Genomic DNA, 14,485 nt, shown 5'->3' with positions numbered 1-14,485 from the left:
ATGACCGATCCCGCCGCCGCGCCCATCGCCGGCACCACCCGCCACGACATCGCTCCGGCATCGGGCGGCGAGCCTTACCGCGTCTTCGTCCATGCGCCGACCGGGCCGGCGCCGGCGCAGGGCTGGCCGGTGCTCTACATGACCGACGGCAATGCGGTGATCGCCACCGCCGTCGATGCGCTCAGCGTTCAGGCGAGCTACCCCACCGGCACCAATGTCGCACCGGGGGTGATCGTCGCCATCGGCTACCCCGTCGACGGCCCCTACGACCCGCTGCGCCGCTCCTGTGATCTCGGGCCGCCGCCGGGCCAGGCCTATCCGCCCTTCCATGCCGGCGGTCCGCCGGTGCGCACCGGCGGGGCCGAGGCGTTCCTCAGCTTCATCGAGACGGAGCTGAAGCCCTGGGTCGAGAGCCGCCTGCCGATCGACCGCGAGCGCCAGGCGCTGTTCGGCCATTCCTTCGGCGGCCTGTTCGCGCTCTACGCCCTGTTCACCCGGCCACGCGCCTTTCGCCGCTGGATCGCCGCGAGCCCGGCGATCTATTGGGAGGACACGCTGATCGGCCGCTACCGCCGCGCCTTCGCGCCGCCCGAGGGGCTCGATGCGCAGGTGCTGCTCTCGGCCGGCGAGTACGAGGGCGATCGCCTCGCCCCCTTCCAGGAGGCGGCGCCCGACGCGGCCGAGCGGCTGAAGCAGAAGGCGCTGATCCGCACCGAGGGCCTGGCGCGCGAGATGGCCGCCGACCTCGCCGCCATCCCGGGCATCCGCGCCGGCTTCGAGCTCCATCCAAGGGAGACCCACATGTCGGTGCTGCCGGTCGCGGTCAACCGCGCGGTGCAGACGGCGTTCGCGGTGCGGTGAGGGGGGGGATTGGGCGGGCGACGGTTGCCCCCCTCCTACCCGCGGTGGTTGAGGAATCCAGATAGCGTTCGGTTTGGAAAGGACGCTCGACGCGTCGCGCCCGACCGCGCTAGATCTTGCCGGATCCTGATCTCTTGCAAGCTTGGCGTGTCGGGGCATCACACGTCTTCGAGACTATTCCGATGAAATTGGAGAATGAAATACAATGCCCCGTTATCCGAGCGATATTGACGCAATGTGGATCGCCTCGGACTCGCTTGGTCAAGTCGGATCCTTCGTTACCGGTGGACAAGGGCCTATCCCGATTTCACTGATCGAGCGTGGTGAGGAATTCATCGGCGGTATCGAGGCGAGTCTCTTCGATCTTCCCATATGTTGCGATTCGATACTTGCAAACGAATTTGGAATGGCTGACGATTTCATAGATTTGGCGACGAGGGGTTTTTTCGTGTTTGACTGGAGCGATGTCTATCGTACCCAAAAGCACGAATTGAACGTATATGAACTCAAGACGATCCCGATCCGGCCACTTCTTGTTCAGGATCTTCCAAAGTTGCTGAGAGATATCGCAGAAAGTAATGTAATCAAGAGCGTAGAATTTCAGATGTCAGCTCAAATAGATGTAAATTCTTGCCTCAGGTGCATGAGAAGGGAGTGGTGAAGGCCTTTCTCTTCGTCGTGCGTGCTCCAAATCAGTAGAAATGAAGCGAGCAGGACATTCCGGCGTTTTGTCGTTGGTACGACGGGTTCTTCACGATGCCCCCTGGTAGGCGATCGCCCCAGGCCTCGCGATCAGCCCCCGCCGGGCCCTCAGGCCGCGCCCTGCCGAGCCTCCTTCGCTTCCGGCGACGCCTCCGGCCGCCGCGCGGAGGCATACCAGATGATCAGGCAGAGAATGGCGACGGGCACGCCAATGGTCGACGTCGAGACGAAGAAGGCGGGATAGCCGATCGTGTCGACGATCTTGCCGGAAAGGCCGCCGATGAACTTGCCGGGCAGGGCGTAGAGCGAGCTCAGCAGGGCGTATTGCGTGGCGGCGAAGGCCTGAGAGGTCAGTGACGACATGTAGGCCGCCAGCACGGTGCCGGCGAAGCTGCCGGCGAAATTCTCGACGCTGACCGCGAGCGTCAGCAGCCCGTACCTGGCACCGCTCGCGGCCAGCAGCGCCATGCTGAGATGCGAGGCCGCCGCTGCGATCCCCCCGAACAGGAGCGAGGGCATCAGGCCGAGGCGCGCCACGGCGATGCCGCCGGCGAAGGCGCCGATCAGGCCGACCCAGACGCCGTAGAGCTTGGAGACGGTGGCGATGTCAGACTTGGAAAAGCCGAGGTCGATATAGAGCGGATTGGCCATCACGCCGGAGACGAAGTCGGGCAGGCGATAGATCGCGACGAGCAGCAGGATCGGCACCAGTGTCCAGCCCAGGCGCCTGACGAAGTCGCCGAGCGGTGCGACGAAGGACCCCACGAGGGTGGCCGGCCGGCCGGCATCGCCACGCGTCCTGTCGGGAGCGTCGCCGCTCGCCTCGACCTCGGTCGGAGCCCGCTTGTCCGGTGCGAAGACCGTCGCCGTCATGCCGATCACCATCAGCAGCATCATGACGAGGTAGGCGCTCCGCCAGTCGGCGAGGTCGGCGATGTAGAAGGCGCCGGCGCCGGCGCTGAGCAGGGCCAAGCGATAGCCGAGCTGGTTGCAGGCCAGCATCATGCCCTGGTTCTCGGTGGGCGCGACGTCGATGCGCCAGCCGTCGATCACCACGTCCTGGCTGGCGGCTGAGAAGGCGGTGAAGGCGGCGCAGACGATCGTTGGCCACAGGGCAGTGCGGGGATCACTGAAAGCGAGGCCGAGGAGGCCGAGGGCGACGCCGAGCTGCGTCAGCAGCATCCAGCCGCGCCGCCGGCCGAGAAATCTCGTCAGCACCGGCGGGTCGAACCGGTCGATGAGCGGTGCCCAGGCGAACTTGAAGCTGTAGGCCAGCGCGACATAGCTGATCAGGCCGATATCGGTCAGCGAGATCCCGGACTCCCGCAGCCGCGCCGATTGCGTCGAGAAGACGAGGAGGAACGGCAGCCCGGAGCTGAAGCCTAGCGCCAGCATGAAGGCGAAGCGGCTGTCCTCGGCGACGGTCTTCAGGAGCGAGGGGAGTTTGGCGCCCGGCATCATGGTTCGCTTCTATCGTCGTGCGACGGCGAGACCAAATGCTTTCGGCGATGCGACGCGCCTACCCCAGCGCATCCCCCAGCGCGGCGATGGCGATCGACTCCGCCCGGATCTCGTCCAGCACCCGGTGCTGCAGGTCGGCGAAGGCGGCGGTCGCCACCATGGCATAGGTGCGCGGGCGCGGCAGGTCGATCGGCACGATGGTCTTGATCCGGCCCGGGCGGTTCGACATGACGGCGACGCGGTCGGACATGTAGACCGCCTCTTCCACGTCATGGGTGACGAACAGCACGGTGAGGCGGTGGCGCTCCCAGATGCGGGCGAGCAGCTCCTGCATATGGTGGCGGGTCAGGGCGTCGAGCGCGCCGAAGGGCTCGTCCATCAGCAGCATCTTGGGCCGGTAGGACAGGGCCCGGGCGATGGCGACGCGCTGCTTCATGCCGCCGGAGAGCTCGCTGGGATAGGCGTCGGCGAAGCCGGTCAGGCCGACGAGCGCGAGGTGGTCGGCGGCGACCGCCCGGGCCTCGGCGGCACTGCGGCCGGCCGCCTTGAGGGCGAACTCGACATTGCCCTGCGCCGTCAGCCAGGGGAGCAGCGTGTAGCTCTGGAACACCACGCCGCGGTCGCGCCCCGGCCCCTCGATCGGCTGGCCGTCGACCAGGAGCTCGCCCTGGTCGTGCTCCTCCAGGCCGGCGACGATGGAGAGCAGCGTGGACTTGCCGCAGCCGGAGGTGCCGACCAGCGAGACGAACTCGTTCTCGGCGAGGTCGAGCGTCACGCCGTCGAGGGCGACGACGTCGCCGCGGTCGCCGCGAAAGGTCTTGCCGAGGCCGGCAATGTGGAGCTTGGGGGTCATCGGCGCACGGCGAGGTAGCGGAACAGGCGTCGGCCGATCGCCTTCATCGCCTGGTCGGTGGTGAGGCCGAGGATGCCGAGCACCAGGAGATAGCCGAAGATCGTATCGGTCTGGAAGAAGCGCTGCGCCGTGGTGATGCGATAGCCCAGGCCCGAGGTCGCGGCGACCAGCTCGGCCACCACCAGCCAGGTCCAGGCCCAGCCGAGGCTGATGCGCAGGGAATCCCAGATCCCCGGCATGGCGGAGGGCAGGATGATGCGGGTCAGGATCTTCGGCTCCGACATTTCCAGGGTGCGGCCGACATTGACGAAGTCGGTCGGCACCGACTTGACGTTGTCCATCACCAGGAGGACCTGCTGGAAGAAGGTGCCGATCCAGATGATCAGGAATTTCTGGGCGTCGCCCGTGCCGGTCCACAGGATGGTCAGCGGCACGAAGGCGACCACCGGCATGTAGCGGATGAAGTCGACGAAGGGCTCGATCGCCGCCTCCCAGGCGCGGTAGGAGCCGATCAGCACGCCGATGGGCACGGCGAAGGCGGTGGAGATGAGGAAGCCCAGCATGATGCGATAGACGCTCACCGCCATGTCGGCGGCGAGCTGGCCGCCGGACGCCAGGTCCGCGAGGCGCGCGAGCACCATCGCCGGCGAGGGCAGGAACAGCGGGCGCACCAGCCCGGCCGCGGTCACGGCCCACCAGAGGAAGGCGATGGCGGCGAAGACGAGCGCGGCGACGCGGACGAATTCCCGCGTCGTCAGCCTGGTGGTGAGCGCGAACAGCCGCCGGCGGGGGCGTGACCTCGGCCTCGTCCGCCCCGCTGCTTCACTTGCTGGCGGCATCGACGAAGCGGCCGTCGATCAGCTTGGCGACGTCGACATCCTTGGTCAGGAGGCCGGCCTTGGTCGCCGCGGCCTTCACCTCCGGCACGACCTTGGCGAGGAAGTCGCCGGACAGATGGGTCCTGTTCTCGGCGAGCGAATAATAGGTGACGCCCTCGAACGCCGTCTTGAGCTCCTCGGGCTTGGCGCCGACGGCCTCGGCGATGATCGCCTGGGCTGCGGTCGTGTCGGCGCGGTAGGCGGAAAGGGCTGCGTCCCAGGCCTTGAGCAGCGCCACGACCTGGCCGGGCTTGGCGGCCAGGAACTCCTCGCGCACCACGAAGACGTCGGAGATCAGGCCGGGATTCTCGCCGGCGGTGAACAGCAGCTTGACCTTGTCGCTCTGCGTCTTGGCCAGGCTGATATAGGGCTCGTAGGTGACGGCCACCGGCACCTTGCCGGCGATCAGCGCCGTGCCGGCGTCGGCGGCCGGCATCGGCACCTTCTGGATGTCGGCGATGGTCATGCCGTTCTTGCTGAGGGCATAGTTCAGCAGGATGTCGCTGGTGGTGCCTTCCTCGAAGGCGACCTGCTTGCCCTTGAGGTCGGCGATCGAGGCGACCGAGCCGTCGGTGATCATGGCATCGGCGGTCATCGACACGTCGAGCAGGGCGACGATCTTGATCGGCAGGCCGGCCGCGGCGAAGGCCATGGCGGTGTGGGTGGCGATGTTGCCGCACTGGGTCTGGCCCGAGGCGAGGGCGGCGTTGAGATCGGCGTCGGTGGTGAAGTTGACGATCTCGACCTCGTCGAGGCCGGCCGCCTTGAACAGGCCCTTCTTGGCCGCGACATGCCACTGGCCGTAGCCGAGCCAGGGCTCGATCGCCATCTTGATGGCGCCCGCCTCGGGCTTGGCCGGGATTTCCTGCGCGAAGGCCCGGCCGAAGGCGGTGGCGCCCAGGGCGAGGCCGGCGCCGGCCTGCATCAGCCGCCGGCGGTTCATGAGCAGATCCATCGTAGCAACTCCCCTCTTTTCTCTAGCGGCGCGATTTGGGGGCCGGGCTTGCGGCTTGTCAACCGCTTGTTTAGACCTGTCTATATGACCTGCCCCGGATGCGGACGATGACCCTGCCCAACCCGGCGAGCCCGCTCTACGAGCGCGTGAAAGGCTATGTCCTGGAGAAGATCGGCTCGGGCGAATGGCCGGTCGATCACCGCCTGCCCTCCGAGCACGTCTTCGTCGAGCAGTTCGGTGTCTCGCGCATGACGGTGCACCGCGCCCTGCGCGAGTTGACCGCGGCCGGGCTGATCCACCGGGTGCAGGGCGTCGGCACCTTCGTGGCCCCGTCGCGGCGCCACTCGGCGCTGGTCGAGGTCCGCGACATTGCCGGGGAGATCCGCGCCCGCGGCCACCAGCACCGGGCCAAGGTGTTCTACCTCGAAGAGGTGCCGCCCTCGCCCGACCTGGTCGAGGCCTTCGCGCCGCGGCCGGCGGGGCCGCTGTTCCACTCGCTGATCCTGCACCTGGAAGACGACGCGCCGGCGCAGCTCGAAGAGCGCTTCGTCAACCCGGACCTCGCCCCACTCTATCTCGAGCAGGATTTCACGGCGACGACGACCTACGAATATCTGCAGAAGGTCGTGCCGATGACCGAGGTCGAGCACGTCCTGTCGGCGACGGCCGCGAGCCAGGAGATCGCCGAGGTCCTCGCCCTCGCCCCCGGCGCTCCCTGCCTCACCATGCAGCGCCGCACCTGGTCGGGCGCCGCAGTCGCGACCTTCAACAGCTTCGTCTATCCCGGCGCGCGCTCCTCGCTCGCCAGCCGCTACAAGGTAGGGGAGCGCTGAGGGCGGTGTCAGACCGAGCCGCGACGCTTGTTTTTCCCTCCCCCTTGCGGGGAGGGGAAGCGGTGGGGGTCGCGCAAAACGAGGCGGATCGGCCTGCAAAGGGCGCCCTGGGCAACGTGCGGCTCCCTATCCTGATGGACCCCCCAGCCCCTCACCCCTCCCCGCAAGGGGGAGGGGAGCGGCAGGCGCCGCGCCCCCAACCCTTGTCTCCCGACGCCGCCCCTCAGCGCTTCATCAGCCCGTCGCGGATCTCCGAGATGGCGTTGGCGTGGGCGTCGAAGCCCTCGTAGCGGGCGAGGACCCGGGCGTGGCGGGCGAGCTCGGGATAGGCCGGCGCCGTGACATAGCCGACCGAGGTGCGCTTCATGAAGTCGAACACCGAGAGCGGCGAGTGGGTCAGCGCCGCTCGGCTTGTCGGCAGCACGGCATCCGGCCCGAGCACGAAATTGCCCAGGGTCACCGGGGTGTGCTTGCCGAGCAGGATCTCGCCGGCATGCTCGATGCGTCCGAGATGGGCGAAGGGCTCGTCCGAGAGGATCTCCAGATGCTCGGGCGCATAGTCGTTGACGAAGGCGATCGCCGCGTCGAAGTCCGGCGCCAGCACGATGCCGCCGCGCGGCCCGCACAGCACCGCCCTGGAGAATTCGACGCGCTGCGGCCCCATCTTGGCCCAATAGCCGGGCAGGGCGGCGGCCGCCGCGGCGGCGACAGCCTCGCTGGAGGTGACGAGATAGGCCGAGGAGTCCGGGCCGTGCTCGGCCTCGATCAGCAGGTCGAGCGCCGCCAGCCGGCCGTCGGCCGTGCCGTCGGCCAGGATGATCGCCTCGCTCGGGCCGGCGGGAATGCCGGGGTCGATGATGTCGGCGAGCAGGCGCTTGGCCGCGACCACGAACGGGCTGCCGGGCCCGACCACCTTGACGGCGCGCCCGATGGTCTCAGTCCCATAGGCGACCGCGGCGATGCCCTGGGCGCCGCCGCATTTGTAGACCTTGTCGACGCCGGCGAGCCGGGCCGCGACCAGCGTGGCGGCGTCGATCTTGCCGCCCGGACCGGGCGGGGTGATGATCGCGATGTCCTTCACCCCGGCGACCACGGCGGGGATGGTGGTCATCATCACGACGCTCGGGAACGAGCCCTTGCCGCGCGGCACGTAGCAGGCGACGGACGGGATCGGGCGGACGCGGTCGCCGGCGAAGGCGCCGGGCCGGATCTCCTTCAGCCACATCTCCTCGGGCTTCTGCGCCTCGTGGAATTTTTTGATGTTGCCGACCGCGAACTCGATGGCGGCGAGCACGTCGGGCTCCAGGCCTGCAAAGGCGGCGTCGAAATCGGCCGGCGTCGCGGCGATGGCGTCGGGCGTCACCTCCGACTTGTCGAACTCGCGGGCGAAGCGCGCCAGCGCCACGTCGCCCTCCAGCCGCACGGCCTCGACGATCGGCCGCACCCGCTCGAGGAAGCCGGCGAGATCGGCCTCGGACCGCTTCAGCAGCGCGGCGCGGGCTTCGGGCGCGAGCCCGGCGAGACGGTGGATGTTGACGCTGTCGGCCATCGGGCCCTCCGATATCGGTCTGGAATGCGGCTCAGATCGAGGCGAGGGTGCCGCCGTCGATGCCGAGGCATTGCCCCGTGACGTAGCCGGCCGCGCCCGAGCAGAGATAGATCGCCGCGCCGACGAGGTCGTCGAGCCGGCCGAACCGCCCGAGCGGGATCTTGCCGAGCATGGCCGTCTGCCAGGCTTCGTCGGCGTAGAAGACGTCGGTGAGCGCGGTGCGGAAATAGCCGGGTGCCAGGGCGTTGACGCGGATATCGAGCGAGGCCCATTCGGCCGAGAGCGCCCGGGTCATGCCGAGCAGGCCGCTCTTCGACGAGCCGTAGGGCACGGCGGTCGGCACGCCGACCTCCGAGGTGAGCGAGCACAGGTTGAGGATGGCGCCGCCATGGCCGGCGCCGGTCATGGTCCGGGCCGCGGCCTGGGCGCAGAAGAAGGCGCCCTTGAGGTTGGTGTCGAGGATGCGGTCCCAGAGGACCTCGTCGACCTCGAGCGAGGGCCGGACCTCCTCGACGCCGGCATTGTTGACCAGGATGTCGAGCCCGCCGAGGCCGGCCGCCGCCTCGGCCACGCCGCGGGCGCAGTCGGCGGCGACGGCGACGTCCATCGCCACGGGCAGGGCGGCATGGCCGGCCTCTCCGAACAGCGCGAGCGTGTCGGCGAGGCCCTCGCGGCTGCGCGCCGCGACCGCCACCGCCGCCCCAGCCTCGGCCAGGCCGAGCGCCAGCGCCTGGCCGATGCCGCGGCTCGCCCCGGTCACCAGGGCGCGCCTGCCGGCGAGGCTGAACCGCGCAAGGCCGCGCTGCATCGGCCGCTCCTCTTGCTCCAACATGTATAGACAACGTGTTCCCGCAAACCGGACGGCTTGTCAATTTGAAGGGAGGGGGAAGCGGGGCCCTAAAGCAGTGATGCTCGACGGTGGCCGATCCCCCTTGCGGGGAGGGGTAAGGGGTGGGGTCGTGCAGAACGAGGCAGATTGGATGATAAAGGGCGCGTTGTGTTGAGCGCCACGCCCTATCCTGATGGACCCCCACCCCTTACCCCTCCCGCAAGGGGGAGGGGAGATCCAGGCGTCGTGGCTCGATCTGCTCGCGGCAGCGCTGCCCCAGCCCTCAGCCGTGCGCGACCTTCGCCAGGCGCACCGGCGTGTCCGCCAGCTTCTCGGTGAGGTCGCGCGCCGCGGCGATGAGGGTTTCGCGGTATGGCGCGTGGTTGCGGGCCGCGTCCTCGCGCGGGGCGACGAGGCAGAGCGTGGCGGCGCAGACGCCCTCCTGCCAGACCGGGGCGGCGAAGCAATGGGTGAAATTGTCGGCCAGGCTGTCGAAGGAGAAGAAGCCCTCGCGCCGGGCCTTGTGGACTTCGCCGAGGAAGACGGCAGGGTCGAGATGCGAGCCGTCGGGCAGCACGAAGTCGCCCCTGGGGATGAAGGCGAGGATCTCCTCGTCGCTCATATGGGCGAGCAGCAGGCGGCCGGAGGCGGTCCAGGGCAGGGGGATCGGCTCGCCGACGTCGGAGGAGATGCGGAAGGGCCGGATGCCTTCCTTCAGCATGACGACCGTGTATTTGTGGCCGTCGAGCATGCACAGCTGCGCCGTCTCGCGCGTCGCCTCGGCGAGATGGGCGAGATAGGCCTTGCACTCGCGGGTGAGGTCGAACTGCGACTGGTAGGCGAGGCCGAGGAAATAGAGCTTGCGGCCGAGATAGACCCGGCCCTCGCGGTCGGCATATTCGAGGATGCCGGCGTTGAGCAGCAGGTTGACCAGCTCATAGGCCGTCGACTTCGGCGCGCCGATGCCGACCGCGATCTCGTTGGGCCGGGCCGGCCGGTGGCGCTCGCGCAGGAAGTCGAGGATCTCGAAGGCCCGATCGAGACCGCGCATGCGCCGGTTGATGCCGATCTCGGTCACTTCATCCGCCATGCGGGGCTCCTCGTCTCACCATGCGTCGCAGCCGGCACCGCGTCGCACCCCCGGGTGTGCCACATCTGGCCGGCTCGCCGCAACTCGGGCAGACGTCGCACGCCCGGGCAGGGCCTCACGGCGCCCGCGTCGACAGCCACCAGTCGCCGCCGTCGAACCAGCAGGTGTCGTCGGGGCGATCGTCGATGCGCAGCGCCTGCACGGTGTCGGAGCCGCCGCCGGCGAAGGCGGCGGCGAGCCCGCGCCCGGTGTTCTCGTCCTGGCGCGCCTGGCAGGCGATGAAGGCGGCCCGCGCCACGAAGCGGGCCGGCCAGGCGGTTCCGCCCTCGGGCGGCCGGCGCACCAGCAGCATGCCGCCGAAGCCGCCCTCGGGCTGGAGCGGGAAGATCAGCCGCCCGCCGGGGCGCAGCGCGTCGAGCCAGGCCCAGCTCGGCTGGGTGATGCCGGCATTGACATAGACGGCGTCGGCCTTCGGCAGCCCGTCCACGGTGCCGGAGCGGGACTCCACCCTGACCCAAGGCCATGGCGCCAGATTGCTCCTCGCGCGTTCGGCGAGGCCCGGATCGATCTCGAAGGCGTGGATGCGCCCCTGCGGCCCGGCGAGATGGGCCAGCAGGGCGGTGTAGTAGCCGCTGCCGGCGCCGACCTGCAGCGCCGTCTCGCCGGCGCGCAGGCCGAGCGCGTCGAGGCAGCGGGCATGCAGGCTCGGCTGGCCGATGTTGATGCCGCGCCGTTCGTCCAGCGCGATCAGTGCGTCCTGATAGAGGAAGGCCGGATCGTCGTCGGGCGTGCGGACATAGGCCGGTGCGCCCGGACCGCGCCACAGCCCGGCCGCGAGGATCGACCACGGGCCCGGACCGGCGAACGGCTCGCGCGGCACGGCGGCGAAGGCGGCCTCGATGCGCGGGTCGCCGGCGCTGCCGCACGCGGCCACGTAGCGGGCGAAGAAGCCCCGGAGCTTCGCCGCCCGCTCCTCCCGTTCCACCTCGGTTCCATGAGGCATCAAGGCACCCGCCGCGTGTCGCCGCCCCGGCCAGCATGATGGCCGCCGCGGGGAAGTCAACGCCCGGCCGACGCATGGCGGGTAGGCCGCGGCGTCCACAGATGCTATCGCCTTCCCTCGAGCAAAGCGTGTTTGGGCGGAAACGCTGCTTTGCTCTCACTCCTGGTTTCGACGCGTCTTTGCGATGAGCCTTTGCGATTCCTGGCGATTCCGCCAAATAGAAAAACGCCGCAGCGTCGCGATTCGATCAGGCACCCGGACAGATGTCGAACCTCAGGACCCAGGGCTTCGCGTTCGCCCTGGCGGCCATCACGCTGTTTTCCCTCCAGGACGGCATCTCCAAGCATCTGGCCGAGGGCTATTCCCCCGCCTTCGTCACCATGGTGCGCTACTGGGCCTTCGGCCTGTTCACCCTGGTCCTGTCGAGCCGCATGCCGGGCGGCCTCCGGGCGGTCGCCCGCTCGAACGTGCCGCTCGTCCAGATCGCGCGCGGGGTGCTGCTGGCGCTGCAGGTGATCGTGGCCATCACCTGCTTTGCCGTGATCGGCCTCGCTCGCTCGCAGGCGATCTTCTCGGCGACGCCGATCCTGGTGATGCTCCTGTCGGTCCCCCTGCTCGGCGAGCGCATCGGCTGGGCGCGCTGGGCCGCCATCGCAGCCGGGCTCGCCGGCGTGCTCCTGATCCTGAAGCCGAGCGGCGACTTCTTCGACGCCAAGGTGCTGCTCGCGGTCGGCACCTCGCTGATGTTCGCGCTCTATGTGGTGGCGACGCGCTATGTCGGCCGCCGCGACGCCTCGATCACCAGCTTCCTCTACACCGGGGTCGGCGGCGCCGTCGCCACCTCGCTGATCGGCCCCTTCTTCTGGACGCCGTTCCACGGCTGGGACTGGGGCTGGATGAGCGTGGTGTGCATGACCAGCATCTCCAGCCACTATTGCCTGATCCGCGCCTACGACATCCTCGACGCCTCGGCCGTGCAGCCGCTGACCTATCTCAGCCTGGTCTACGCCTCCATCATCGGCACGACCGTGTTCGGCGAGACGCTGAGCTGGACCATCGTGCTCGGCTCGGCCGTCGTGGTCGCCGCCGGCGTGTTCGCGGTCTGGCGCGAGCACGGCGCCGCGCGGCGCGAGACGACGCGGCGCTGACGCCCGGCGCCGGCCTTCCCGTCCTCAGGCTCCGGCGGGCAGGTCGACGACGATCTTGACGCGCTCGGCGGCAAAGCAGCCGACGAAATAGGAGATCGGAACGCCGGCGAGGTCGATGTCGAGCGCGGTGTAGGCCAGGACCGGCACCGTCCGCGCCTGGCGCAGGACCTTGGCTTCCTCAGCCGTCGGCATCCGCGCGGTGATCTCCGTGGTCTTGCGCAGATAGTCCTCGACGCCGTAGCGCCGGAGCGCCCTGGAGAAGGAGCGGTCCTGCTCGAACGCCTCGGCAAAGCCGGCGAAGCGGGTCGCGCAGCAGGCGTGGACGCCGATGGCGATCGGGCGCGCGTCGGCGAAGGCGCCTATCGTCATCTCGATCACGGGCGCTTGCCGGGGCAGGGCCAGCGCCGCGGCGATGTCGGGGGCGGCCTCGGCCAGCCGCCAGCGGAGCAGGCGCCGCTCCGGCGACAGCTCCGCGCTCCTCAGGTTCTCGTCGAACCGCACCCGCCTGCCGATGGCGTAGGGCATCGGGTCCTCGCTGACGAAGGTGCCGTTGCCGTGCTCGATGCGGATGGCGCCCTTCTTCTCCAGCGCGGCCAGGGCCTGGCGCACGGTCATGCGGCTGGTGCCGTAGTCGGCGGCGATCTGCCGGTCGGGCGGCAGCTGCGCGCCCGGTCCGTATTCGCCGGCCAGGATCCGGGCGTGAATCGAGGCCGCGACCTGCTGCCAGAGCGGGCCGGCGCCGTCGCGCGTCACGGCTGCCTTCGTCCGATCGCCGGCTGGTGTCATGGGCCTGTCACGTGACATAACTAGGAATAGGTCTAGACCATTCACGAATGGTCTAAGCCATTCTATGGGGGCGGCTGGTCCGGCACAATGCCGGAGAAGGGAGCGGAGGCATGGTGGGGCTCGGGCCGTCCGGTCGCGTCATCATCTGGGATTTCGAAGGCACGCTCGCGGTGCGGGCCGGCCGGTTCACCGGCGCGCTGGTGCAGGCGGCTCGCCGCTGCGACCCGGCGTTCGCGGTCACGGACGATGCGGTCAGGCCGCTGCTCGGCGGCGCCTTTCCCTGGCACGGGGCGACGCTCCGCCACGGCTTCGCCGGCGACGCCGACGCCTGGTGGGCGAGCCTGCAAGGCTTCTCCGCGCAGGCCCTGCAGCGCCTCGGCATGGACGCCGACCGGGCGGCCGCGGCGGCGGCGCTGGCGCGATCCGTCTATCTCGACCCGGCCGGATGGACCTGCCTGGCGGGGGCGACGGACACGCTCGACGCGCTGTCGGCGCGGGGCTGGACCCATGTCCTGATGTCGAACTTCGCCCCCGAGCTGGATGGGATCGTCGAGGCTCTCGGCCTGGCGGACCGCCTGGCGATGGCGTTCTCCTCCGGCCGCGTCGGCCTGGAGAAGCCGAACAGGGCCTATTTCGATCACGTGCTGGCCGAGATCGCCCCGGCGCGGGCCGCGGTCATGATCGGCGACAACCCACAAGCCGACGTGGCGGGCGGGCGGAGCGTCGGCCTGAAGACCATTCTCATCGGTGGCTCCGATCCCGCCGCCGACTTAACCGTGGAACGGCTGGCCGACATCCCGGCCCTGCCGATGCTCGCCGGCGGTCCCTTCTGGGATCGGACCGCGACCGAGGGAACGCGAGAGGAGACGCACCATGCCTGATGCCGTCAAGCAGCGGCTGCGCGCCCTGAAATCGCTGGAGGGCCCGTTCGAGCCGGTCGACCTCGCCGCCCTCGGCGAAACGCCGCAGGCCGCTTTCCTCGACTGGCTGGAAGCGGCGATCGCGGCCGGTATCGCCGAGCCGCACGCCATGACGCTCTCGACGGTCGACGCCGCCGGGCGCCCCGATGCCCGGGTGCTGATCCTCAAGAATGTCGACGAGCGCGGCTGGCATTTCGCCATCAGCGCGGCGAGCCCGAAGGGGCGCCAGATCGAGGCCGAGCCGGCCGTGGCGCTGACCTTCTACTGGCAGACGCTCGGGCGGCAGGTGCGCATCCGCGGCCGGGCGACGGCGCTGGACGCGGCCGACTGCGGGCAGGACTTCCTCGCCCGCTCGCCGGAGGCGCGCGCCGGCATGCTGCCCGGGCGCCAGAGCCAGGCCCTGGACAACCCCTCCTCCCTCGATGCGGCGATGGCCCTGGCCCGGGCGCGCCTCGCCGCCGATCCCGGGCTGGTCCCGCCGGCCTGGCGCGTCTATGCCGTCGCCGCCGAGGAGGTCGAGTTCTGGCAGGGGGCGACCGACCGGCTGCACGGGCGGCTGCGATACCGGCGTCAGGCGGCGGAGGGACCCTGGCGCAAGGAGCGGCTCTGGCCGTGAG

15 protein-coding genes are annotated in these 14,485 nt (G+C 69.7%); 6 read left to right on the top strand and 9 right to left on the bottom strand.

Annotated features, from left to right (window positions below; genetic code table 11):
* Both QO011_RS04375 and QO011_RS04370 read left to right on the top strand, forming a co-directional pair.
* On the top strand, nucleotides 1–861 hold the full coding sequence (locus QO011_RS04375; RefSeq protein WP_307268168.1) for an alpha/beta hydrolase: 861 nt from the start codon (nucleotides 1–3) through the stop codon (nucleotides 859–861).
* A 205-nt stretch (nucleotides 862–1,066) separates the two neighbouring features.
* Nucleotides 1,067–1,522, top strand: a complete 456-nt coding sequence (locus tag QO011_RS04370; RefSeq protein WP_307268165.1) for a hypothetical protein — start codon at nucleotides 1,067–1,069, stop codon at nucleotides 1,520–1,522.
* 149 nt (nucleotides 1,523–1,671) lie between these two features.
* On the opposite strand, the gene QO011_RS04365 is transcribed toward QO011_RS04370, so the two are convergent.
* Genes QO011_RS04365 through QO011_RS04350 form a run of 4 tightly spaced genes read right to left on the bottom strand, consistent with a single transcriptional unit; the run spans nucleotide 1,672 to nucleotide 5,710 of the window.
* Nucleotides 1,672–3,024 (bottom strand): AmpG family muropeptide MFS transporter, encoded by a 1,353-nt coding sequence (locus QO011_RS04365; protein ID WP_307268163.1) that lies wholly within the window; start codon nucleotides 3,022–3,024, stop codon nucleotides 1,672–1,674.
* Between the two features lie 58 nt (nucleotides 3,025–3,082).
* Nucleotides 3,083–3,877 carry an ABC transporter ATP-binding protein gene (locus QO011_RS04360; protein ID WP_307268161.1) on the bottom strand — a complete coding sequence of 265 codons (795 nt, stop codon included), beginning with the start codon at nucleotides 3,875–3,877 and terminating at the stop codon, nucleotides 3,083–3,085.
* Nucleotides 3,874–4,716 (bottom strand): ABC transporter permease, encoded by an 843-nt coding sequence (locus QO011_RS04355; protein WP_307268159.1) that lies wholly within the window; start codon nucleotides 4,714–4,716, stop codon nucleotides 3,874–3,876. Before QO011_RS04355 ends, QO011_RS04360 begins: the two co-directional genes overlap by 4 nt.
* Entirely contained in the window at nucleotides 4,700–5,710 is a 1,011-nt protein-coding gene (locus QO011_RS04350; protein ID WP_370881899.1) for an ABC transporter substrate-binding protein, read from the bottom strand. Before QO011_RS04350 ends, QO011_RS04355 begins: the two co-directional genes overlap by 17 nt.
* Nucleotides 5,711–5,817: 107 nt before the next feature.
* Here QO011_RS04350 and hutC point away from each other — a divergent pair, with 107 nt between their 5' ends.
* On the top strand, nucleotides 5,818–6,543 hold the full coding sequence (gene hutC, locus QO011_RS04345) for a histidine utilization transcriptional repressor HutC (RefSeq protein WP_307268156.1): 726 nt from the start codon (nucleotides 5,818–5,820) through the stop codon (nucleotides 6,541–6,543).
* 223 nt (nucleotides 6,544–6,766) lie between these two features.
* Here hutC and hisD read toward each other — a convergent pair whose 3' ends face one another.
* The 4 genes from hisD to QO011_RS04325 form a co-directional block, all read right to left on the bottom strand.
* Nucleotides 6,767–8,092: a histidinol dehydrogenase gene (hisD, locus tag QO011_RS04340; RefSeq protein ID WP_307268153.1), complete on the bottom strand. Its 1,326-nt coding sequence runs from the start codon at nucleotides 8,090–8,092 to the stop codon at nucleotides 6,767–6,769.
* 31 nt (nucleotides 8,093–8,123) lie between these two features.
* Nucleotides 8,124–8,900 carry an SDR family NAD(P)-dependent oxidoreductase gene (locus QO011_RS04335; RefSeq protein ID WP_307268151.1) on the bottom strand — a complete coding sequence of 259 codons (777 nt, stop codon included), beginning with the start codon at nucleotides 8,898–8,900 and terminating at the stop codon, nucleotides 8,124–8,126.
* Between the two features lie 304 nt (nucleotides 8,901–9,204).
* Entirely contained in the window at nucleotides 9,205–10,011 is an 807-nt protein-coding gene (locus QO011_RS04330) for an IclR family transcriptional regulator (protein WP_307268149.1), read from the bottom strand.
* A gap of 115 nt (nucleotides 10,012–10,126) precedes the next feature.
* Nucleotides 10,127–11,014: a protein-L-isoaspartate O-methyltransferase family protein gene (locus tag QO011_RS04325; protein WP_307268148.1), complete on the bottom strand. Its 888-nt coding sequence runs from the start codon at nucleotides 11,012–11,014 to the stop codon at nucleotides 10,127–10,129.
* A 263-nt stretch (nucleotides 11,015–11,277) separates the two neighbouring features.
* On the opposite strand from QO011_RS04325, the gene QO011_RS04320 reads away from it, so the two are divergent.
* On the top strand, nucleotides 11,278–12,162 hold the full coding sequence (locus QO011_RS04320) for a DMT family transporter (RefSeq protein ID WP_307268145.1): 885 nt from the start codon (nucleotides 11,278–11,280) through the stop codon (nucleotides 12,160–12,162).
* Between the two features lie 24 nt (nucleotides 12,163–12,186).
* Here QO011_RS04320 and phnF read toward each other — a convergent pair whose 3' ends face one another.
* Nucleotides 12,187–12,948: a phosphonate metabolism transcriptional regulator PhnF gene (phnF, locus tag QO011_RS04315; protein WP_307268142.1), complete on the bottom strand. Its 762-nt coding sequence runs from the start codon at nucleotides 12,946–12,948 to the stop codon at nucleotides 12,187–12,189.
* 110 nt (nucleotides 12,949–13,058) lie between these two features.
* Here phnF and QO011_RS04310 point away from each other — a divergent pair, with 110 nt between their 5' ends.
* Nucleotides 13,059–13,829, top strand: a complete 771-nt coding sequence (locus tag QO011_RS04310; RefSeq protein ID WP_307268138.1) for an HAD family hydrolase — start codon at nucleotides 13,059–13,061, stop codon at nucleotides 13,827–13,829.
* Nucleotides 13,822–14,484, top strand: coding sequence for a pyridoxine/pyridoxamine 5'-phosphate oxidase (locus tag QO011_RS04305; RefSeq protein WP_307268135.1), 663 nt, complete (start codon nucleotides 13,822–13,824; stop codon nucleotides 14,482–14,484). Before QO011_RS04310 ends, QO011_RS04305 begins: the two co-directional genes overlap by 8 nt.
* Nucleotide 14,485 lies beyond the last annotated feature (1 nt).

It is taken from the genome of Labrys wisconsinensis, from assembly GCF_030814995.1.
In the GTDB taxonomy this organism is placed as follows: Bacteria; Pseudomonadota; Alphaproteobacteria; order Rhizobiales; family Labraceae; genus Labrys; species Labrys wisconsinensis.
Note: the sequence above shows the minus strand (reverse complement) of the source record. Positions and strands in the feature narration are given on the sequence as shown.

Bases quoted from the DNA above. Each gene is read 5' to 3' on its own strand.
- QO011_RS04375 (WP_307268168.1), top strand. From the start codon at position 1: ATGACCGATCCCGCCGCCGCGCCCATCGCCGGCACCACCCGCCACGAC.
- QO011_RS04370 (WP_307268165.1), top strand. From the start codon at position 1,067: ATGCCCCGTTATCCGAGCGATATTGACGCAATGTGGATCGCCTCGGAC.
- QO011_RS04365 (WP_307268163.1), bottom strand. From the start codon at position 3,024: ATGATGCCGGGCGCCAAACTCCCCTCGCTCCTGAAGACCGTCGCCGAG.
- QO011_RS04360 (WP_307268161.1), bottom strand. From the start codon at position 3,877: ATGACCCCCAAGCTCCACATTGCCGGCCTCGGCAAGACCTTTCGCGGC.
- QO011_RS04355 (WP_307268159.1), bottom strand. From the start codon at position 4,716: ATGCCGCCAGCAAGTGAAGCAGCGGGGCGGACGAGGCCGAGGTCACGC.
- QO011_RS04350 (WP_370881899.1), bottom strand. From the start codon at position 5,710: ATGGATCTGCTCATGAACCGCCGGCGGCTGATGCAGGCCGGCGCCGGC.
- hutC (WP_307268156.1), top strand. From the start codon at position 5,818: ATGACCCTGCCCAACCCGGCGAGCCCGCTCTACGAGCGCGTGAAAGGC.
- hisD (WP_307268153.1), bottom strand. From the start codon at position 8,092: ATGGCCGACAGCGTCAACATCCACCGTCTCGCCGGGCTCGCGCCCGAA.
- QO011_RS04335 (WP_307268151.1), bottom strand. From the start codon at position 8,900: ATGCAGCGCGGCCTTGCGCGGTTCAGCCTCGCCGGCAGGCGCGCCCTG.
- QO011_RS04330 (WP_307268149.1), bottom strand. From the start codon at position 10,011: ATGGCGGATGAAGTGACCGAGATCGGCATCAACCGGCGCATGCGCGGT.
- QO011_RS04325 (WP_307268148.1), bottom strand. From the start codon at position 11,014: ATGCCTCATGGAACCGAGGTGGAACGGGAGGAGCGGGCGGCGAAGCTC.
- QO011_RS04320 (WP_307268145.1), top strand. From the start codon at position 11,278: ATGTCGAACCTCAGGACCCAGGGCTTCGCGTTCGCCCTGGCGGCCATC.
- phnF (WP_307268142.1), bottom strand. From the start codon at position 12,948: ATGACACCAGCCGGCGATCGGACGAAGGCAGCCGTGACGCGCGACGGC.
- QO011_RS04310 (WP_307268138.1), top strand. From the start codon at position 13,059: ATGGTGGGGCTCGGGCCGTCCGGTCGCGTCATCATCTGGGATTTCGAA.
- QO011_RS04305 (WP_307268135.1), top strand. From the start codon at position 13,822: ATGCCTGATGCCGTCAAGCAGCGGCTGCGCGCCCTGAAATCGCTGGAG.